Source organism: Paucibacter sp. M5-1 (genome assembly GCF_027498415.2).
GTDB lineage: Bacteria > Pseudomonadota > Gammaproteobacteria > Burkholderiales > Burkholderiaceae_C > Roseateles_E.
On sequence record NZ_JAPZLM020000001.1, the window covers coordinates 5,020,202 to 5,040,443 of the forward strand.

Here is a 20,242-nt window from a genome sequence, read left to right on the forward strand (position 1 = left end):
ATGACGACACAAGACAACAACAAACTCTCTTTCCTCGACCCCGCCTTGCTGAAGCCGGCCGTCGCGGCCTCCTTTGGCAAGCTGGATCCGCGCACGCAGTGGCGCAACCCGGTGATGTTCGTCGTCTATGTCGGCGCCATCCTGACCAGCGCGCTGTGGCTGGCCAGCCTGAAGGACCCGGCCGTCGCCGGCACCGAGGGATCCGTCTTCATGCTGGCCATCGCGCTGTGGCTGTGGTTCACCGTGCTGTTCGCGAACTTCGCCGAGGCGATGGCCGAGGGCCGCAGCAAGGCGCAGGCCGCGTCGCTGCGCGGCCTGAAGACCAAGACCTGGGCCAAGAAGCTGGAAGAACCCAGGCATGGCGCCAAATGGCATCCGCTGCAGTCCGATGAGTTGCGCAAGGGCGCGGTCGTGCTGGTCGAGGCCGGTGACCTGATCCCGCTGGACGGCGAGGTGATCGAGGGTGTGGCCTCGGTGGACGAGAGTGCGATCACCGGCGAGTCGGCCCCGGTCATCCGCGAGTCGGGCGGCGACTTCTCCTCGGTCACCGGCGGCACCCGCGTGCTGTCCGACTGGCTGGTGGTGCGCATCGCCGTCAATCCCGGTGAGTCCTTCCTCGACCGCATGATCGCGATGGTGGAGGGCGCCAAGCGCCAGAAGACGCCAAACGAGATCGCGCTGACGATTCTGCTGGTGGCGCTGACCCTGGTCTTTCTGGTCGTCAGCGTGACCTTGCTGCCCTACTCGATCTTCAGCGTCGAGGCAGCAGGCGCAGGCACGGTGGTGTCGATCACCGCGCTGATCGCGCTGCTGGTCTGCCTGATCCCGACCACGATCGGTGGCCTGCTGTCGGCCATCGGTGTGGCCGGCATGAGCCGCATGATGCAGGCCAATGTGATCGCGACCTCGGGCCGTGCGGTCGAGGCGGCCGGCGATGTGGATGTGCTGATGCTGGACAAGACCGGCACCATCACCTTGGGCAACCGCCAGGCCAGCCTGTTCGTGCCGGCGCCCGGCGTGACCGAGCAGCAGCTGGCCGACGCGGCCCAGCTGGCCTCGCTGGCCGACGAGACGCCGGAAGGCCGCAGCATCGTGGTGCTGGCCAAGACCCGCTTCAATCTGCGCGAGCGCGAGCTCTCGGGTCTGGATGCGCAGTTCGTGCCCTTCACCGCGCAGACCCGCATGAGCGGCGTCGACCTCGGCTCGCATGCGCAGCAACAGCGCCAGATCCGCAAGGGCGCCGGCGATGCGATCCGCCGCCATGTCGAGGCCCTGGGTGGCAGCTTCCCGAAGGAAGTCAGCCAGGCCATCGATGAGATCGCGCGGCGCGGCAGCACGCCGCTGGTGGTGTCCGACGGTGCCAAGGTGATGGGCGCCGTCGAGCTGAAGGACATCGTCAAGGGCGGCATCAAGGAGCGCTTCGCCGAGCTGCGCCGCATGGGCATCAAGACCGTGATGATCACCGGCGACAACAAGCTGACCGCCGCAGCGATCGCGGCCGAGGCCGGCGTCGACGACTTCCTGGCCGAGGCGACGCCCGAGGCCAAGCTCAAGCTGATCCGCGACTACCAGGGCGAAGGCCGCCTGGTGGCGATGACCGGCGACGGCACCAATGATGCACCCGCGCTGGCCCAGGCCGATGTCGCCGTGGCGATGAACACCGGCACGCAGGCCGCCAAGGAGGCCGGCAATATGGTGGACCTGGACTCCAACCCCACCAAGCTGCTGGAGATCGTCGAGACCGGCAAGCAGCTCTTGATGACGCGCGGCTCGCTGACCACCTTCTCGATTGCCAACGATGTGGCCAAGTACTTCGCCATCATCCCGGCGATGTTTGTCGGCGTCTATCCGCAGCTGGCCGCGCTGAATGTGATGGGCCTGCACAGCCCCAGTTCGGCCATCCTGTCGGCCGTGATCTTCAACGCGCTGATCATCATCGCGCTGATCCCGCTGGCTCTGAAGGGCGTGCCTTACCGCGCCATCGGCGCGGCCGCGCTGCTGCGCCGCAATCTGGCCATCTACGGCCTTGGCGGCCTGATCGTGCCCTTTGTCGGCATCAAGGCCATCGACCTGTTCCTGGTCGCCACCCATCTGATCTAAGGAGCTTGTCATGAAAGCCCATCTTCGCCCCGCCATCGTCAGCTTCGTGCTGCTATCGGCCATCACCGGCCTGCTCTATCCGCTGGCCGTCACCGGCGTCGGCCAATCGCTGTTCCCGAAACAGGCCGCCGGCAGCCTGATCGAGCAAGGGGGCAAGGCCGTCGGCTCCGAGCTGATCGGTCAGAGCTTCACATCGCCCAAGTACTTCTGGGGCCGTCCCTCGGCCACCGGGCCGATGGCCAATAACGCGGCCGGCTCCGGCGGCTCCAACCAGGGCCCGATGAACCCGGCGCTGGCCGATGCCGTCAAGGCCCGCATCGCCGCGCTGCGCGCCGCCGATCCGGGCAACACGGCGGCGGTGCCGGCCGATCTGGTCACGGCCTCGGCCAGCGGCCTGGATCCGCACATCTCGATGGCCGCCGCGCGCTACCAGGCCGCCCGTGTCGCGCGCGAGCGCGGCCTGCCGCTGGCCGAGGTGCAGCGCCTGATCGCGGCCAACACCGAGGGCCGCGACCTGGCCGTGCTGGGCGAGCCGCGCGTCCATGTGCTCAAGCTCAATCTGGCGCTGGACCAGCCGCGCTGATCGCGCCGCAGCCTCTCTGTTTTTGGGCCAGGCTCACCCGGGCCTGGTCGTTTTTTGTTCGAACCATGACCACCATTCTGAAGACGCTCTGCCTAATCCCCACCCTGCTGCTGGCCGTGCAATCCCACGCACAGACCCCGCCGGAGCACACACTGACCGGCAATGTCGGCCTGGTGTCCGACTACCGCTTCCGCGGCATCAGCCAGACCTGGCGCCAGCCCGCCATCCAGGGTGGACTCGACTATGCGCACAGCAGCGGCGCCTATGCCGGGGTTTGGGCCTCCAACGTCTCCGGCAACAGCTATAACAACGGCGCCGGCCTGGAGCTGGACCTGTATGGCGGCTACAAGTTTTCCCTCACACAAGACCTGACCCTGGACCTCGGCGCGCTGGCCTATCTCTACCCCAGCGCCAGGCTGAACAGCGCGCCCGGCGTCGCGACACGCGAGAAGTACGACAACCTCGATGTCTACGTTGGTCTGTCGGCCGGCACCTTCAGCGCCAAGCTCTCGGTGGCCGCCAGCGACTATTTTGGTCTCAACAGCACGACCGCCGGCTATGCCTACTTCAGCAGCCTGCCGGCGCGCGGCGCCTCCAAGGGCAGCAGCTATCTGGATCTGAACTACCGCTTCGATCTGGGCTCGGGTTTCAATCTGGACGCGCATCTGGGTCGCCTGAGCGTTCGCCACTACGGTGAGCTGTCCTATACCGATCTGAAGCTCGGTCTCAGCAAGGAGGTCGGCGGCTTCAATCTGGGCGCGGCCCTGGTGGCGACCGATGCCCAGCGCGACTACTGCCAGGCCGGCAACTCCGCAGGCCAGGATCCGAAGCGTCTGGGCCGGGCCACCCTGGTGCTGAGCGCCGCGCGCACCTTCTGAAGGTGACAATGCCGCGATGCTGATCAACTGCGCCGCCTATCGCGAAGGCCACAAGGTGGCCGACCTGGCCCCCGAGGAGCTGGGGGCCTATCTGGACCAGCCGGACACCTTTGTCTGGGTGGCGCTGCGTGACAGCGATGCCGCCGAGCTGGAGTCCTACCGGCGGCTCTTCAATCTGCACAGCCTGGCGGTCGAGGACGCCAGCCATGGCCACCAGCGCCCCAAGGTCGAGGAGTATGGCGACGACCTGTTTGTCGTCATGCACCTGATCGACTGGGCGCATGCCGGCCCCCGGCTAGGGCGGGCCCTGGCCGCCCCCCGAGGGGTCCAAGCCCTCCTTGGGAGCGGCCCTGCGGACGGCTTGAGCGGCGAGCTGCAGCTCGGCGAGGTGATGGTCTTCGTCGGGCGTAACTATGTGCTGTCGGTGCGCAAGGGCAGCAAGCTGCATTTCCTGGGCGTGCGTGAGCGCTGCGAGCGCGAGCCGGAGCTGCTGCGCCAGGGCCCCAGCTTCGTGCTCTACGCGCTGATGGACGCGGTGGTGGATCGCTATTTCCCCATCGTCGACCTGCTGGAGTCGGAGCTGGAGGAGATCGAGCAGAGCATCTTCACCAGCGGCGCCGCCCGCGACAACATCCAGCGGCTCTATGCCTTGAAGCGCCGCCTGATGCTGCTGCGCCGGGCGGTGGCGCCGATGCTGGAGATGCTGTCCAAGCTGCACGGCGGCCGCACACCGCCGATCTGTGCCAGGTCCGAGGACTACTTCCGTGATGTGGCCGACCATCTGGCGCGCATCCATGGTGCGATCGAGTCGGTGCGCGAGACCATAGGCACGGCCATCCAGGCCAATCTGTCGATGGTGGCCATCGAGGACAGCGATGTGACCAAGCGCCTGGCCGCCTGGGCCGGCATCTTTGCCGCGGCCACCGCCTTTGCCGGCATCTGGGGTATGAACTTCGAGGGGATGCCCGAGCTGAAATGGCAATGGGGCTATCCGGCCGCGCTGGGCCTGATCACCACGGTCTGCGTCGGTCTTTGGTATCGCTTCAAACGGGCAGGGTGGCTATGAGCGACGATCAGCGCCCCGACCCGGACGTGCTGCTGGAGCAGCTGCGCGAAGAGGAAGAGAAAGCCGCGCGCGGCAAGCTGCGCATCTACTTCGGCTCCTCGGCCGGCGTCGGCAAGACCTATGCAATGCTGCAGGCGGCTCGCAAGCTGAGTGCCGAATGGAGGGACGAGGGGCGGGCGCCGCTGATTGGCGTGGTCGAGACCCATGGCCGCAGCGAGACGATGGCGTTGACCGAGGGCCTGGAGATACTGCCGCCGCGCCAGGTCGAGTACCGCGGCAAGACCCTGCCCGAGTTCGATCTCGACGGCGCGCTGGCGAGGCAGCCCGCGCTGATCCTGGTCGACGAGCTGGCCCATAGCAATGTGGCCGGCTCGCGGCATCCGAAGCGCTGGCAGGATGTCGAGGAGCTGCTGGCCCATGGCATCGATGTCTACACGACGCTGAACGTCCAGCATCTGGAGAGCCTCAACGATGTGGTGGGCGGCATCACCGGCGTGCGCGTGCAGGAGACCTTGCCCGATACCTTCTTCGACGCCGCCGACGAGGTCGTGATGGTGGACACGCCGGCCGACGAGCTGTTGGCGCGGCTGAGCGCCGGCAAGGTCTATATGCCGGCCCAGGCTGAGCGCGCGGCCAGGAACTTCTTCCGCAAGGGCAATCTGATGGCCTTGCGCGAGCTGGCGCTGCGCCGCACCGCCGACCGCGTCGAGGATGATGTGCAGGCCTGGCGCAGCAAGCAGTCAATAGCCCAGGTCTGGAAGACCGAGGCCGCCATCCTTTGTGCGATCGGCCCTGAATCCAATGGCTCGGGGGCCGAGCATGTGGTGCGCGGGGCCGCGCGCCTGGCCCAACAGCTCAATGTGTCCTGGCATGCGGTCTACGTCGAGACGCCGGCGCTGCGGCGCCTGCCCGACGCGCAGCGCGAGCGCATTCTGCGGGTGGTGCGCCTGGCCCATGATCTGGGCGCGGTCACTGCCGTCTTGCAGGCGCAAGACCCGGCCCCGGCCCTCGTGAACCATGCCCGCGAGAACAATCTCTCGCAGCTGGTGCTGGGCCGCGCCGCGCCGCGGCCGGCCTGGCGCCGCTTGCTCGGTGGGCCCGGCCTGCACCAGCGCCTCGCGGACAGCGCCAGCGATGTCGACCTGATCGAGGTCGGCCAGCCGGCCACGCCGGCGCCGTTGCCGGCCGCCGTCGACCCCGGCCTGGTCTGGAGCCGGCAATGGCAGCGCTATGCCTTTGCCGCGCTGGCCTGCGTGGGTACCACCGCGCTGGCGCTGCCGCTGCAGCCGGTCTTCGACGAGGCCAATATCGTCATGCTGTTCCTGCTGACGGTGCTGGGGGTCTCGCTGCGCTGGGGGCGCGGCCCCTCAGTGCTGGCCAGCTTTCTGAGCGTCGGCCTGTTCGACTTCTTCTTCATCGCGCCGCATCTGAGCTTCGCGGTCTCGGACGTGCAGTACCTCTTGACGTTTGTCGTGATGCTGGCCGTGGGCCTGATCACCGGCCAGCTGACCGCCCATCTGCGCTACCAGGCCCAGATCGCGGCCGAGCGCGAGGCGCGCTCGCGAGCCCTGTTCGAGCTGACTCGCGAGCTGTCCGGCGCGCTGCAGACCGAGCAGGTGGTGCAGAGTGCGCAGAGCAGCCTGTCGCGCGAGCTGCATGGCCGGGCCTTGGTGCTGGTGCTGGACCTGAAGGATGCCTTGCTGCTGCCCGAGGGCGAGGCCAACCCGCCCGATCTCGGCACCGCGCGCTGGGCCCTGGACCATGGCCAGGCGGCCGGCCTGGCCACTGACACCCTGCCGGGCAGCGCCTGGTTCTATCTGCCGCTGCAGGCGCCGATGCGCGCGCGCGGCGTGCTGGCCTTGCGGCCGCGCGATCTGGCCAGCGTGATGCAGCCGGAGCGCCGCGCCCAGCTCGACACCTATGCCAGCATCATCGGTCAGGCGCTGGAGCGGGTGCATTACGTCGAGGTGGCGCAGGACGCGCTGGTGCATATCGAATCCGAGCGCCTGCGCAACTCGCTGCTGTCGGCGCTGTCGCATGATCTGCGCACGCCGCTGGCCGTGGTCTACGGCCTGGCCGACACGCTGGCGGCCTTGCCCGCCTTGCCCGAGGCCGGCCGCGAGATGGCGCAGGCGCTGCAGCGCGAGTCGCAGCGCATCAACGCGATGGTCAACAACCTGCTGGACATGGCGCGGCTGCAAAGCGGCGCGGTGCAGCTGCGCCTGCAGTGGCAGCCGGTCGAGGAGGTGGTGGGCAGCGCCCTGCAGGCGATGCAGGCCAGCCTGGCCGCGCACCGGGTGCAGACCGAGCTGCCGCCGGGCCTGCCCATGATCAATCTGGATGCGGTGCTGATCGAGCGGGTGCTGTGCAATCTGCTCGAGAATGCGGTCAAGTACACACCCGCCGGCAGCCTGATACGCATCTCGGCCGAGCTGCGCGAGGCCGAATTGTGGCTGCGCGTGGCCGACAACGGCCCCGGTCTGCCGCCCGGCCGCGAGGAGGCGCTGTTCGAGAAATTCGCCCGCGCCAAGAGCGAGAGCAGCACCCCCGGCGTCGGCCTTGGGCTGGCGATCTGCCGTGCCATCATGCAAGCCCATCAAGGCGGCATCCATGCCGAGCCGGTGCCCGGCGGCGGCGCCGCCTTTGTGCTGACCCTGCCGCTGGGCAACCCGCCGCCGCTCCCCGACATCGAAGACCATGAGTGATCCCTCTCCCGTTGCGCTGATCGTCGAGGACGAACCCAGCATCCGCCGTTTCGTGCGCATGGCGCTGGAGGCCGAGGGCTGGCAGGTGCATGAGTGCGAGACCGTGCGCCAGGGCCTCATCGACGCCGGTACGCGCCGGCCCGAGCTGATCGTGCTGGACCTGGGCCTGCCCGATGACGACGGCATCAACTACCTGAAGGATCTGCGGGCCTGGTCCGGTGTGCCGGTGATCGTGCTGAGCGCCCGCGCCAGCGAGGCCGACAAGATCGCCGCGCTCGATGCCGGCGCCGACGACTACCTGACCAAGCCCTTCGGCGTCGGCGAGCTGATGGCGCGGGTGCGGGTGGCGCTGCGGCGCAGCCAGTCGGCCGCAGCGGCGGGCGAGCCGGCGCAGACCGTGTTCCGCTTTGGTGCCGTCGAGGTGGACCTGGCAGCGCGGCGCGTGCTGCGCGGGGGCCAGGCCGTGCACCTGACGCCGATCGAGTACCGGCTGCTGACCCATCTGATCGCCAATGCCGGCAAGGTGCTGACGCACCGCCAGCTGCTGAAAGCGGTCTGGGGTCCCAGCCATGTCGAGGACAACCACTATCTGCGCGTCTATATGGGCCAGCTGCGCCAGAAGCTCGAAGACCAGCCGGCCCAGCCCCGCCATCTGCTGACCGAGACGGCGGTGGGCTATCGGCTGATGCCCTGAATTGACCTGGGCTTGGGATTAGAATGCGAACAATTCGCATTAAACTTCTTTCCCGCCCATGTCCACCCTCCGCCTGCCGGCTGCCCGGCGCAGCCTTGCCCTGTCCACGCTGACGCTTGCCGCCCAGGCCGCGCTGGCCGCTTCGCCCAGCCTGCTCGATACCGTCGTTGTGAGCGGCGAGCGCCAGAAGAGCTTCGCGCCCAGCTCGGTCCAGGTCGGCGCCTTCCGCGACCAGGATCCGCTGGACGTGCCGCTGACGAACAACGTGATGTCGCGCGAGCTGCTCGATGCGCAGGGCGCGCAAGGCCTGTTTGACGCGCTACGCAACACCGCCGGCGTGACCCGCTCCCAGGTCAGCGGCTCGACCTACGACAACCTGTCGATCCGCGGCATCATCGTCGAGAACCGCGGCAACTACCGGCTCAACGGCAGCCTGCCGGTGATCAACCTGATCGACATCCCGCTGGAAAACAAGGAGCAGGTCGAGGTGCTGAAGGGCGCCTCGTCGATGTACTACGGCATGGTGCCGCCCTCGGGCATCGTCAACTTTGTCACCAAGCGCGCCGGCGCCAAGCCCGTTAGCTCGCTGACGACGACGCTCAACGACCATGGTGGCATCAAGGCCCATGTCGATATCGGCCGCCGCTTCGGCGCGGACGACAGCATGGGCATACGCCTGAACGCGGCGGCCGGCAAGGAAGAAAACGGCATTGCCAACTTCAAGGGCGACCGCGGCCTGCTGGCGCTGGCTTATGACTGGCGCGTCTCGCCATCCGCCAACCTGAAGCTGGACCTGGAGCATTACAAGAAGAACGTCAGCGAGCAGGCCGCGATCACCCTGCCTGCTGCTGCGGCCGGCGTCATCAGCCTGCCGCGCGTGCCCGACAACAAGACCAACCTCGCGGCAGACTGGGCCCGCTACGACGCCGAGGCGAGCAACGCCCTGCTGCGCGGCGACATCGCTCTGAACGACAACTGGGTGCTCAGCCTCGAAACCGGCCGAGCCGAAACGAAGCGCGACCGCGTCTACACCACCTTCCAGAACTACAACAATCAGACCGGCGCGGGACGCGCCAATATCTCCGTGCTGAAGGGCCAGGCTTACACCAATACCAATCACCGGCTGGAGGCCATCGGCCGATTCGCCACCGGTGGTCTGCAGCATGAGCTGACCCTGGGCACCAGCTACAACCTGCGCGAGTCCGACGGTTGGCGCAGCGGCGCCGCCCAGGCACCGCAGAACCTGTACGCGCCAATCGCGATCGCGCCGGTCAGCCCGACGCTGACCCAGGCCGGCTATCCCTCGGAGATCCGCGACCAGGGTCTCTACGTCTACGACCGCCTTGCGCTCGGCGAGCAGTGGCAGCTGCTTGCCGGCCTGCGCCGCACCGACTATCGCAGCCAGAGCAATAGCGCCAGCGGCCCCAACAAGCCCTATGCGGTGGACAAGACCACGCCCAATGTCTCGCTGATGTGGAAGCCGACCCCGGCCCTGAGCGTCTACGCCAGCCTGTTGCGCGGCCTGGAGGAGACCGGCACCGCGCCGCTGTCGGCCACCAATGCCGGCGAGATCCTGCCGCCTGCGATCAGCAAGCAAAAGGAGCTGGGCATCAAGGCTCGCGTCGCCAAGAGCCTGCTGTTGCAAGGCGCGCTGTTCGAGATCGAGCGCCCGCAGGCGACGACGATCGCCGGCGTCTACCAGGTCGGGGGTCAGAGTCGCTATCGCGGCCTGGAGTTCTCGGCCAGCGGCGAGATCGGACGCGACTTTGCTGTTGTGGCCTCTGCCGTGCTGCTCGATGCCGAGATTACCCAGGTGCTCAGCAATGCGGCCGAGCTGGGCAAGACGCCGGAGAACACGCCCAAGAACACTTTGAGCCTGTTCGGCGAGTACCGTCTGCCGGCGGTGCCGGGTCTTGCCTTCAATGCCGGCGTCTATCACGTCGGCAAGCGCGCGGTGAACAATCAGAACCAGGCCTGGATCCTGGCCTATGAAGTGTTCTCGCTGGGCGCGCGTTACCAGACCCGCCTGGCCGGCCAGCCCTTCAGCGTTCAGGCCAATCTGGAGAACGCCACCGACAAAGACTACTGGAGCACCGCCGGCAACGGCCTGCTGGGCGTTGGCGCGCCGCGCACGCTGCGCATCACCGCCAAGCTCGACTTCTGATGGCGCTGCTGAAGGCCCGCCGCGTCTGGCTGTGGCTGCACCGCTGGACCGGCCTGACCCTGGGCCTGCTGCTGGCTCTTGCTGCGCTGCTGGGCGCGGCGCTGACGGTGCTGCGCCCGCTGGACCAGGCCCTGCATCCCGAGCTGTTCAGTTCGGCTGCTCAAGGCGACGCCGCGCCGGCCGCGCTGGAGCCGCTGCGCCAGCGCCTGGTGGCCGAGTTCGGTCCCAAGGCGACGATGACACTGCGCCCGCCACGCGAGCCGGGCGAGAGCCTGCGCGTGCTGCTCAAAAGTCCGCAATGGGAGGGCACGCTCTATATCGACCCCAGCACCGGCCGCGAGCAGGGCCGGCGTGGCGAGAACGAGGGTGCGGCCAACTTTGTCTTCGAGCTGCACAGCGCGCTGCTGCTGGGCGACACCGGCAAGGCCATCCTGGCCAGCGTGTCGCTGGCGTATCTGGCCCTCTTGCTGACCGGCCTGCTCCTGTGGTGGCCGATGAACGCCGCGCAGTGGCGTCATGCCTTTGCGCTGAAGCTGGGCAAGGGCGCGACGCGGGCCTTGTTTGATCTGCATCGCCTGGGCGGTGTCGTGCTGGGCCTGCTGATCGTGGTTTCGGTCGCCAGCGGGGCCTGGATGGCCTGGCGACCGCTTGGCGTCTGGGTCAGCAGCCTGGCCGGCGAGGCTCCGGTCAAGCCGCCCAAGGTCGGCAAGGCCGAAGGCTCACCCCTGAGCCTGGATGAGATCGTCGCAGCGGCCCGGGCCTGCTGGCCCGAGGGCATGGTCGGCTATGTGCAGCTGGGGGCGGCGGCAGACCGACCGGTGCGCGTGCGCCTGAAGCTTCCCGATGATCCGCACCCCAACGGCCTGTCCTCGGTCTGGCTGCATCCGGTCGATGGCGCCTTGCTGGCGCAGCAGCGCTGGAACAGTTTGGACCTGGGCGGACGCAGCACCGCCTGGATCTATCCGCTGCACACCGGCACACTGGGCGGCCCGCTGCACGAGGCGGCCACCGGCCTGATAGGCCTGAGCCTGTTCGGCCTGGGTTTCAGCGGCGCCTGGCTGTGGTGGCGCCGGCGCCGCTAGGCAGCCAGGAGAATCCGTGCATGGGATTCAATGAAGTCCATGGCCCTGCCTACGCCGTCTTCCTGTCGGATCTTTGCGCCGATGGCATTTGCGCGCAGGCGCATCTGTGGGTCATCCATCGCGCTCAGTGCTGCGGCCAGTCGCTCGGCGCTCAGCGAGCGCCGGTCTAGCGGCCTTGGACCTGCGCCCAACGCTGCGATGCGGCGGCCCCAGAAGGGCTGGTCGCCGAAGAACGGACAGATCAGGGTCGGCAGACCGGCACGCAAGGCCGCGCCCGTCGTGCCGGCCCCGCCATGATGGAGCGTTGCCGAAACGTGCGCGAACAAGCGGTCATGGGGCGCGCTGGCGATCAGGTGCACATGCGGGGGAATCTCTGTCACTTCGAGGGCGCCGCCGCCGGAGGCCAGCAATCCTCGCTTGCCTGCCAGCGCAAGACCCTCGATGACGGTGCGCGCCAACTTGCCAGCATCGACGCCGGGCATGCTGCCGAAGCCGACGTACACCGGCTTGTCGCCGGCGGCTAGAAACTGTGCCATCGAGGCCGGCATCTGCCAGTCAGCGCCCGAGTCCAAGAACCAATAGCCCGCAACGAGAACCCGCTGTGCATCCCAGTCCTGCGGCACCGGCAGCACATGCCGGCTGTAGGCATAGAGTGTCGCGGCCGCCTCGACCTTGGCCCGTCGCCCGACCAAGCCCAGCGCGGTCTCGCGCCATTGCCCCAGCATTTTGCCGAACAATAGATCGGCACTGCGCATCATCAGCAGATGACTGATGCGGTTCAAGGGGCCCAAGGAGTCGACCGGCAAGAGCGGACTCGCAAACGCGCGAGTGGGCGTGAACCCCGGCAAGGGGGAGGCCAGCAGGGCCGGGATACCCAGCCGCTCAGCGATATGCGGTGCGGCCAAGGACTTGGGGTGGTAGACGATGAGATCCGGGCGGAACGCTCTCGCCACGTCCCATTCCTCGTCTAGCAGGCGTCGCATCAACGGCTTGACCTGTTTGAGCAGCTTGAAGCCCGCACTGAATCCCTGCCCGCCGGCCACCGCTGCCTTGCCCTCCGGTGTGTCGAGCAGCGCCAGGAACTCGCCGGGCAAAGACGCGAAACGAACGCCGTTGGCCTGGACAAGGTCGGCGAACTGCGCCGGTGCCGCCAACTGCAGCTCATGGCCCCGCCGTATCAGACCCTGGGCCAGGGCGAGATAGGGTTGCACATCACCGCGCGTTCCCAGGGTCTGGATGGAGATCCTCAACTGTCAGCCTCCAGGCCTCAGCCTCTTGAACATCCGAACATCATCCATGAACAAGGAATCCGGCGGGAGGGAAGGCGCCAAAACGCTAGCAGGCTCTGGCCAGCGCGTCGGCGCAGGCCTCACCACCCGCCGTGCAGTTGCACCAGGGTCGGGCGGCACAGTCCCGCAGCCCATTCCCGGTAGACGCCGCGCGCCACCCGGTGCAGCTCGGCGGTGCGCTCACGCAGGCCCTGCAGCATCTGCGCCTCGGTCTGCACGGCCGGGCCGTGAGCCAGGGTCAGTTCTTGCCGGGATTCTTCGCACCAGGCGCGCACGCTGGCCTCGGTGACCTCCAGATGGGACTGGAAACCCAGGTGCTTGCCGTGGGCGAAGCCCTTGTTCAGGCAATGCATGCCGAACAGCGTGCGGGCGGCGCCGCGCGGGATCTCGAAGGTGTCGTAGTGCCAGTTGAACAGGCTGGCATGGGTGGCGCCACCAAACATCGCGCGGGCTGCCGGCGTCACGGCCAACCGGGCCCAGCCGATATTGGGCCAGGCATTGCGGTGCACCTGGGCACCCATCGCACGCGCCAGCAGCTGGCCGCCGAAGCAATGGCCCAGCACCGGCACATCGCGGCTCAGAGCCGCCTGCAGCAGCGCCATCTCCTGAGCGATCCAGGGCAGGTCTTCATTGACGCTGTGATTGCTGCCCAGCACCACCAGGCCGCTGTGGTCGCTGGCCCGCAGGGGCAAGTCCTGACCCTGGGCCGGATGGAAGATCTGGAAGGGGATGTCCTGTTGCTGCAGAAAGTCCAGCAGATAACCGGGGCCTTGGCTGGCTTCATGCTGGAGGATGGCGACTGGGCGCATGGGCCGGGCCGGCACCGTGGCCGACCTGTTGTTGCGAGGCCTTCAGTCTCCCGGCCCGCAGCTCAAGAAATCGCCCAGCTTTTGCACTGCAGTGTCAAGACGCCATCAAGACTGCAGCTACCTGATTCAGCGCTTACGGCGCGCTGCGACGAAGCCGATCACGCCCAGGCCGGCCAGCAGCATCGCCATGCTGCCGGGCTCGGGCACGGCCGAGATCGTGCCGGCAAAGGCGGCGTCGTTGATCTGCACCGAGCCGTTCCAGCTCTGCGCGATCACCTGGCCATTGATCACGCCGGAGCCGGCCGTGAACTTGGCCAGCGGCGCGAGGAAGGAGGCGGTGACGCCGCCGCTGAAGCTGACCGTCTGCGCGTCGACCAGATTGAACAGCACGCGGCCACTGTCGAAGCCGGTGTAGCCGTGGTTGCCGAAGTCGACCTTGCTGCCGTGCACATTGATGATCACGGTCGCATTGCTGCCCAGATTGCTGAGCTCCAGGTTCCTGCCGACATCGGCGGCATTCAGGTCGAACACGGCCAGCCCGGCGCCTTGGCCGTTCAGCACCATATTGCCCCAGACATTGGCGACGCTGCCGCTGTTGGCAAAGCCGTCGAGCTGCTGCGAGAAGCTGCTCAGCCGCGCCTGCTCGGCCGCGAAATCGATGCCCAGGTTCACAGTGCTGCCGGCTGCCGCCTTCAGCGGCAGCGGGTTCTGCCACTGCTGCACGCCGGTGGCTGTGCCGCCGTAAGTGATGCTGTCTGCCGTCAGCCAGGCCTTGTTGGCGTTCAGATTGCCGCCCACCCGCACATCGCCGATGAAGCTCGCGCCGCTTTGCGTGCTCAGATTGCCACCGACGACGGTGTCGCCCCAGAGCTGGCCGCCACTGAACTGCAGGTTGCCGCCGACCGCCAGGCCTATGCCTTCGTACAGCGCACCCGAGCCCTTGGTGTTGATCGAGTAGCTGCCCAGCTTGGCATTACCGCCGACCGCGACGCGGCCCTCGACATCGCTGGAGCTGGCGGTGAAGTTGTCGAACACCAGCAGGTTCAGGCCCTTGTCCAGACCCAGCGCATTCGGCGCGGCCTGGGCCAGCGAGGTCGCCAGCAAGGTGGCGGCGAGGGCGGAGAACGGGGTCGAGCGGCGCATGCGTGAGATCCTGTCTTGAAGAGGTGCGCGCATTCTTCTGGCATGAAAGCTCCGCGTAAACCCTGATTCCGGGTGTCGCGGCGCCGTACCGTGCGCTAACTCACGCTTTGCCCGAGAAAGTCCGCCCCCTGGATGCGCGCAGCGCTGCGAGGGGGCGGGCTTGTCTCAGCCGCCGAAGCGGTGCTCGAACTCGATCCAGCCCTGACGGCCGTGCGGGCTGTAGCGGCTCGTCGGGTAGAAGGGCCAGCCGCCGCCCTTGTCCAGCGGCACGCTGCCTGCCACATTGTTGAGGATCAGCGAGAGCTTGCTGTTCTCGTTGAACTCGTAGCCGCCGCTGATATTGAACAAGGCCTTGGGCTTGATCCAGCCTTTGTCGCCATCGGGGATCTTGCCGTTGCGGGTCGCGGTCAGCGTGCTGGACCAGGGGCCGAGGTTCCAACTCAGGCTGGCGACCAGCTTCTCGGGCCAGTCGTCGAAGTCGCGCGTGCCGACCTGGTTGCTGGCGGCGTCGCCGGCGAACTGGCGGTAGACATAGCTTTGCACCTTGGTGTACTTCACGCGGCTCTGGAACTGGCCGAGGCTGACGGTCTGCCAGCTGTAGCGGCCGGCGATGTCGAAGCCGCGGGTGCTTTTCTGCGCTGCATTGATCGGGTTGACCAGGATGTCGCGCACCTCGCCGGGCCGGACCACCGCATTGGCTGGATTGCGGCGCACGCGCCGGATCGCATCCACGCAGGTCGGGCTGCCGATGTCCTTGGCGCCCAGGCGGCAGTCGGCCTCGTCGCGCAGCAAGGTGTCGGAACTCAGATTGGTGACCAGGTCATCGATATGGATCTTCCAGAAGTCCAGCGAGGCATCGAACTGCGTGCTGGGCGACCAGACCAGGCCCAGGCCCTGGCTGCGGCCGTTCTCGGACTTCAAATCCGAGCTGCCATTGCTGATGTAGTTGAAGCCCGGCGAGATATTGCGCAAGCTGCAGGTGGCCAGGGGCTGGCCGCTCAGGCCGCAGGCGTAGTAGTCGGTCGAGGAACTGTAGTAGCCCTTGGACTCGGCGGTGTAGATGTAGTTCATGTCCGGCGCGCGGAAGCTGGTCGCGTGGTTGGCGCGCAGCAGCAGCTCGGCGTTGGGGCGGAACTCCAGCCCGCCCTGGTAGGTGAACTTGTCGTCGCTCTTGCCGGCAAAGCGGTAGTCGTCGTAGCGGCCCGCGACGGTGGCGGTGAGCTGCCGGGTCAGCGGTGCCTGCAGTTCCAGCCCCAGCGCGGTGCGCTGGCGTGTGCCCTTGACCAGGGCCGATGCGGTGGTGTTGTAGAACACGCCCTGACCCAGACGTGGGTCGGCCTCGTTGCTGAAGCCCTGGCTGCCGATCTCCGCCAGCGCGGCCATCTGCACCGGGCCGGCCGGCAGCGTGAACAGCTCGCGATTGACGTTCAGGCTCAGGCCATGGGTCCAGGCCTTGTTATGGCCCTCGCTGCTGCCACTGAGCTTGTTGTACTCGGCCGGCGTCAGCGCGGTGAACAGGCGCTTGGGATCGGGCGCGTAGATCGGCACCCCCTTGGCGTCCACGCCTTGCTGCTTGCCCAGGAAGAACTCGTCGATATTGGCCAGCAGGCGTGGCACCGGCGTCTTGCTGCGGTAGACCGAGGCGTTGTAGCTCAGCTCATAACCCCAGTCGCCGAGCTCGCCGCGCGCGCCGAGGGCCAGATTGCCTGAGCCGTCGCGCCATTCGCGGTTGAAGCGATCAACGCCGCCCAACTCCTCGGGCGCGATGCGCCGGGTCCAGGTCTCCAGATTGCCAGTCACTGCATTGCGGAAGTAGCCGGTGGAGGCGGCCAGCGAGGTCCAGCTGGGGCCGCGCGTGTTGTTCTCGGTGCGGTTCAGGCCCAGCAGCGCTTCGGCGAAGAGCTCGGTCCTGTCATCGAGCTGCCAGCTCAGCAGGCTGGCGGCATTGAGGCTGCGGTTGCCGGTCTGGGTGGTCCAGTAGTTGGCGCCGGCGCGACCGCTGGCGCAGAAGCTGCCGGTCTTGGTGTCCCAGCGCCGGGTGCTGCCGGAGAACAGACCGCCCAGGGCCTCGCAGGTGCCGGCGCTCGGATCGATGTAGTTGCTGCCTGCGTTGCGCCGGCCGAACACGACGGCAGGCGCGGCGCCCTGCAAGGTGCTGTCAGACATGAAGCTGCGCTGGCGCGCCCAGATCGGCTGGCGGCTGCTCAGCTCCAGGCCCCAGATGCCGCTGACCGCGCCGCTGGCCACGTTGCCGGTCAGCTGCAGCCGGGCGTTCTCGCCGCCGCCGTCCTCGGTGCCGCCGGCCTTCAGATTCAGGCGCAGGCCGTCGGTCTGCTTTTTCAGGATGATGTTGACCACACCGGCGATCGCGTCCGAGCCATAGACGGCCGAAGCGCCGCCATGCAGGATCTCGATGCGGTCGATCAGGGCCGAGGGGATGTTGGCCAGGTCGACGAAGTTGACCGAGCCGCTGTAGGCAGTCGGGTAGTCAGCGACGCGGCGACCGTTGATCAGCGTCAGCGTGTGGTTGGGACCCAGGCCGCGCAGGCTGATCGCATTGGCGGCCGGCGTGAAGGTGTTGCCGAAGTCCGCGCCCTGCACGAAGCCGGTGTTCTCGGTCAGCGAGTTGAGGGCGTCGAAGACATTCTTGTAGCCGTGGCGAGACAGGTCCTCGGACTTGATCACGGTGACCGGGTTGGCGCTCTCGGCCTTGGCGCGCAGGATGCGCGAGCCGGTGACCTGAACGGTGGGGGCGGACTGGACGGTGCTGCCGGTGGCGGCGGCGTCCGTGCTGGCTGCCGCAGCCGGCAGGGCATAGGCCAGCGCAATGGCCAGTGCGATCGGCGCGGGCCGGCAAAGTGGAAAGTACGACATGGATTTTTCGGTTGGGGTCAGGTCTTGCCCGCAAGCGTGAGAGCCGGCTTGTGGCCGGTCGGCTTCGGGAGCGAGCTGCGCAGCGTAAGCAAGCCGGCCCGCAGGCCCAAGGAAGAAGCGCGCATATGGTTAAGCGTGTCCGCCGGCCTACAATGCGTTCATGTCTGCACCGGTCTTTGCTACCCGCTTCGCTGCCCAGCGCGCCGCTCTCGCGACGCCGCTGCAGTCGTGCGCCTGCCGAGCACAGGCGGCCGCTGCGCAGCATGCCCAGCCGGCCGCACCCCTCTAAGCCCGGCGATCCGCCACCCCTCATCTTTTCGCGCACCATCGATCGCCGGGCCTCTGCCCAGCGCGTCGGCGCGCGCCGCACTTTCTCAAAGCGGCGTGCTTGCCTTCGATCGGAGTGCCTCATGCACACGCCAAACACCGTCAGGCCCGAGCGCCTGCTCACGGCCCTGGATCACCGCCGCCTCAGCAAGTTGCTCGAGGCTCAGTCCCATGAAACTCTGCAGGCGCTGCTCGATGGCGCCGATCTGGTGGATTCCCGCCAGGTGCCGCCCAATGTGGTCACGATGTACTCGCAGGTGGAGATCGTCGGCGTCCAGACCGGGCGGCGTCACCGCCTGACCCTGTGCTACCCGCATGACGCCGAGCCCAGCGTCGGCTTTGTCTCGGTGCTGTCGCCGGTGGGCACGGGCCTGCTGGGCCTGTCGGTGGGTTCGCTGGCGCGCTGGCAGACACCCAATCGCGACGAGGCTGCGGCCGAGATCGACGCCATCCTGTTCCAGCCCGAAGCCAGCGGCGACTACACGCTCTAGACCGATCCGGCGCCGCACCGCCGTTACCGCCCGCTCGCGCCTTTGGCGAGCGGTTGGCCCCTCGGCATGGCGCCTTCACTCAGGACACCGAGATGCATTGCAAGAGAATTCTGACCCTTTGCGATTTTTCAGCGAGCGGCAACCGTGCGATGGAGCGTGCTGCCTTGCTGGCCGCCGAACAGGCTGCCGAGCTGTGGGTGGTTTGTGCGCCGCTGTCGCGCGAGCACGGCCCGCCCGATGCGCATGATCGCCTGGAGCGCATTGCCCGCCAGTTGGCGCAACGCCATGGCCTGCGGGTGCGCACCGAAATTGACGTACGGCAGCCGGACCCGGTAGCGCTGTCGCACCGTGCCGATCTGCTGGTGCTGGGCTACCGGCGCGAACCCTGGCTGATGTGCTGGCTGTACGGCCACAGTCTGGCACGCATGGCGGACCGCAGCGCTTGTCCGCTGCTGGTGGTCAAGCGCCAGCCGAAGCGCGCGTACCGGCGCCTGATGGTGGCGCTGGACCTGGCTGAGGCCCGGTCCGAACTGCCCGACATCAGCTGCAGCCTGGCACCGCAGGCCCATATCGAGTTGTTCCATGTGCTCGGCAGTTTCAATGAAGTGGCTTTGCGCGGCACCGATTCGCGGCATCCGCTGATCGATGCCTACCGACGCGAGCTGCGCAGCCGTGCTCAGCAGCGCTTGCTGCAGATCAGCGATTCGCTGGATGGCCGTCGCAACCGTGTGCTGGCCACTCTCGGGCGCGGTGATACCGCCAGCCAGCTGCTGGTTCACCAGCAGCGCAGCGGCGCCGAGCTGATGGTGCTGGGCGGGGCCGGGCCGCGCAGCTGGCTGGGCGGGTTGCCCAGCGTGCGCGGGCGTCTGCTGGCCGAAGCCGGCTGCGATCTTTTGCTGATGCCGCCTGGTGGCGGACAAGAAAAAACCGCAGGCCACGCACTAGCGCGGCTGCGGTCTTGGTGTCAGGACCTGGCGAGGTCTTGATCAGGCGTGGCGGCGACGGCGTGCGATGAAGCCCATCGCGGCCAGGCCCGCCAGCATCAGCGCATAGCTCTCGGGCTCGGGTACCGGCGAGGTCGGGATGAAGGGCTCATGGCCGATCTCGAAGGCCTGCGACACCGACTGGCCGATCACCGTGCCTTCGACATGGCCCTGGCCCAAGAAGTTGGCGTTCGGGGCCAGGATGCTGCCCTCGATGAAGGTGTTGACGGCGATATTGCTGGCGTTCTCGAAGTTGAACAGCACACGGCCGCGCAGATCGTCGAACAGGCCCAGGAAGGCGCCGGTGAAACTCACATCGCCGGCATTGCGCACATTGATCACGACCCAGGAATCGGCCGCGACATTGCCGAGTTCCAGCGTGCCTATGCTTTGCTTGCCTTCCCAGTTCAGCTTGGCGTTCAGATCGAAGACCTCGACCACGCCGGAGCGGCCGCTGCCGGTCAGCGTGGTGTCGGACCAAGGGGCGGCGACCGTGCCGGTGGCGGCCTGCTGACCCAGCTGGCCCGCCAGGGCGCCGAGCTGGTTCTTGGCCTGGGCGAAGTCGATCACGCCGGCCTGCTGGCGCAGATCCATGCCCTGGGTCTGGCCGCTGAGCGTGCCGCCATAGACGCCGTAGCCCGGGGCCTTCTCGTACTCGGTGATCGGGCCGACCGTGGCATTGGTGTCTACCGGGGTCTTGGGGCCGTTGAAGATGCCGCCGTTGGCGTTGAAATGGGCGTTGCCACCGACCACCAGGCTGGGGCCGGTCGAGCCGTGGGGCGTGCGATAGCCGATCGAGCCATTGCCGGTGAAGTTGCCGCCGACGGCCAGTCGGCCCTCGACATCGTTCTGGGCCTTCACATCGCCGAAGAAGAAACCGCTGTAGCCCTGGGCCACGCCGAAATCGATGACCGGCAGGGCTTGCGCCGCCTGCACCATCAGACCTGCCATCAGGGTAATAACCAGTTTGATACCAGTCTTGGGGGCTGTTCTCTGCAAGCTCATTCCTCGTCCTCCGCTATGGGTGTTGTGTAGGTTGGCTGCCTTGTGGGCG

15 protein-coding genes are annotated in these 20,242 nt (G+C 67.5%); 10 read left to right on the top strand and 5 right to left on the bottom strand.

The window, feature by feature from the left end; genetic code table 11:
- The 8 genes from kdpB (at nucleotide 1) to O5M90_RS23930 (ending at nucleotide 11,272) form a co-directional block, all read left to right on the top strand.
- Entirely contained in the window at nucleotides 1-2,100 is a 2,100-nt protein-coding gene (gene kdpB / locus O5M90_RS23895) for a potassium-transporting ATPase subunit KdpB (RefSeq protein ID WP_262971099.1), read from the top strand.
- Between the two features lie 10 nt (nucleotides 2,101-2,110).
- Entirely contained in the window at nucleotides 2,111-2,683 is a 573-nt protein-coding gene (kdpC, locus tag O5M90_RS23900; protein ID WP_269837829.1) for a potassium-transporting ATPase subunit KdpC, read from the top strand.
- A 65-nt stretch (nucleotides 2,684-2,748) separates the two neighbouring features.
- Nucleotides 2,749-3,561 carry a TorF family putative porin gene (locus O5M90_RS23905; protein ID WP_269837828.1) on the top strand — a complete coding sequence of 271 codons (813 nt, stop codon included), beginning with the start codon at nucleotides 2,749-2,751 and terminating at the stop codon, nucleotides 3,559-3,561.
- A gap of 16 nt (nucleotides 3,562-3,577) precedes the next feature.
- The gene (locus O5M90_RS23910; RefSeq protein ID WP_269837827.1) at nucleotides 3,578-4,627 is read left to right on the top strand and encodes a magnesium and cobalt transport protein CorA; all 1,050 of its coding nucleotides are present in this window, start codon (nucleotides 3,578-3,580) and stop codon (nucleotides 4,625-4,627) included.
- Nucleotides 4,624-7,332: a DUF4118 domain-containing protein gene (locus tag O5M90_RS23915; protein ID WP_440402387.1), complete on the top strand. Its 2,709-nt coding sequence runs from the start codon at nucleotides 4,624-4,626 to the stop codon at nucleotides 7,330-7,332. The genes O5M90_RS23910 and O5M90_RS23915 overlap by 4 nt, the downstream gene beginning before the upstream one ends.
- Nucleotides 7,325-8,026: a two-component system response regulator KdpE gene (gene kdpE, locus O5M90_RS23920; RefSeq protein ID WP_262971095.1), complete on the top strand. Its 702-nt coding sequence runs from the start codon at nucleotides 7,325-7,327 to the stop codon at nucleotides 8,024-8,026. Before O5M90_RS23915 ends, kdpE begins: the two co-directional genes overlap by 8 nt.
- Before the next feature lie 58 nt (nucleotides 8,027-8,084).
- Nucleotides 8,085-10,190, top strand: a complete 2,106-nt coding sequence (locus tag O5M90_RS23925) for a TonB-dependent siderophore receptor (RefSeq protein ID WP_269837826.1) — start codon at nucleotides 8,085-8,087, stop codon at nucleotides 10,188-10,190.
- Nucleotides 10,190-11,272 carry a PepSY-associated TM helix domain-containing protein gene (locus O5M90_RS23930; RefSeq protein WP_269837825.1) on the top strand — a complete coding sequence of 361 codons (1,083 nt, stop codon included), beginning with the start codon at nucleotides 10,190-10,192 and terminating at the stop codon, nucleotides 11,270-11,272. The genes O5M90_RS23925 and O5M90_RS23930 overlap by 1 nt, the downstream gene beginning before the upstream one ends.
- Here the strand turns inward: O5M90_RS23930 and O5M90_RS23935 are convergent.
- From O5M90_RS23935 to O5M90_RS23950, 4 genes are all read right to left on the bottom strand, one after another.
- Nucleotides 11,269-12,522 (bottom strand): glycosyltransferase, encoded by a 1,254-nt coding sequence (locus O5M90_RS23935; protein ID WP_262971092.1) that lies wholly within the window; start codon nucleotides 12,520-12,522, stop codon nucleotides 11,269-11,271. The genes O5M90_RS23930 and O5M90_RS23935 overlap by 4 nt on opposite strands.
- 119 nt (nucleotides 12,523-12,641) lie before the next feature.
- Nucleotides 12,642-13,370 carry a type 1 glutamine amidotransferase gene (locus O5M90_RS23940; RefSeq protein ID WP_269837824.1) on the bottom strand — a complete coding sequence of 243 codons (729 nt, stop codon included), beginning with the start codon at nucleotides 13,368-13,370 and terminating at the stop codon, nucleotides 12,642-12,644.
- A gap of 126 nt (nucleotides 13,371-13,496) precedes the next feature.
- On the bottom strand, nucleotides 13,497-14,513 hold the full coding sequence (locus O5M90_RS23945) for a choice-of-anchor A family protein (RefSeq protein WP_269837823.1): 1,017 nt from the start codon (nucleotides 14,511-14,513) through the stop codon (nucleotides 13,497-13,499).
- Nucleotides 14,514-14,678: 165 nt separating this feature from the next.
- Nucleotides 14,679-17,387, bottom strand: coding sequence for a TonB-dependent receptor plug domain-containing protein (locus O5M90_RS23950; RefSeq protein ID WP_269837822.1), 2,709 nt, complete (start codon nucleotides 17,385-17,387; stop codon nucleotides 14,679-14,681).
- Between the two features lie 410 nt (nucleotides 17,388-17,797).
- Between O5M90_RS23950 and O5M90_RS23955 the strand changes: the two genes are divergently transcribed.
- Together O5M90_RS23955 and O5M90_RS23960 are read left to right on the top strand one after the other, a co-directional pair.
- Complete coding sequence (locus O5M90_RS23955; RefSeq protein ID WP_269837821.1) at nucleotides 17,798-18,205, top strand: GreA/GreB family elongation factor; 408 nt, start codon at nucleotides 17,798-17,800, stop codon at nucleotides 18,203-18,205.
- Nucleotides 18,206-18,297: 92 nt separating this feature from the next.
- Nucleotides 18,298-19,191 carry a universal stress protein gene (locus O5M90_RS23960; protein ID WP_262971086.1) on the top strand — a complete coding sequence of 298 codons (894 nt, stop codon included), beginning with the start codon at nucleotides 18,298-18,300 and terminating at the stop codon, nucleotides 19,189-19,191.
- Here the strand turns inward: O5M90_RS23960 and O5M90_RS23965 are convergent, their stop codons facing one another.
- Nucleotides 19,192-20,139, bottom strand: a complete 948-nt coding sequence (locus O5M90_RS23965; RefSeq protein WP_269837820.1) for a collagen-binding domain-containing protein — start codon at nucleotides 20,137-20,139, stop codon at nucleotides 19,192-19,194.
- Between the last annotated feature and the right edge of the window lie 103 nt (nucleotides 20,140-20,242).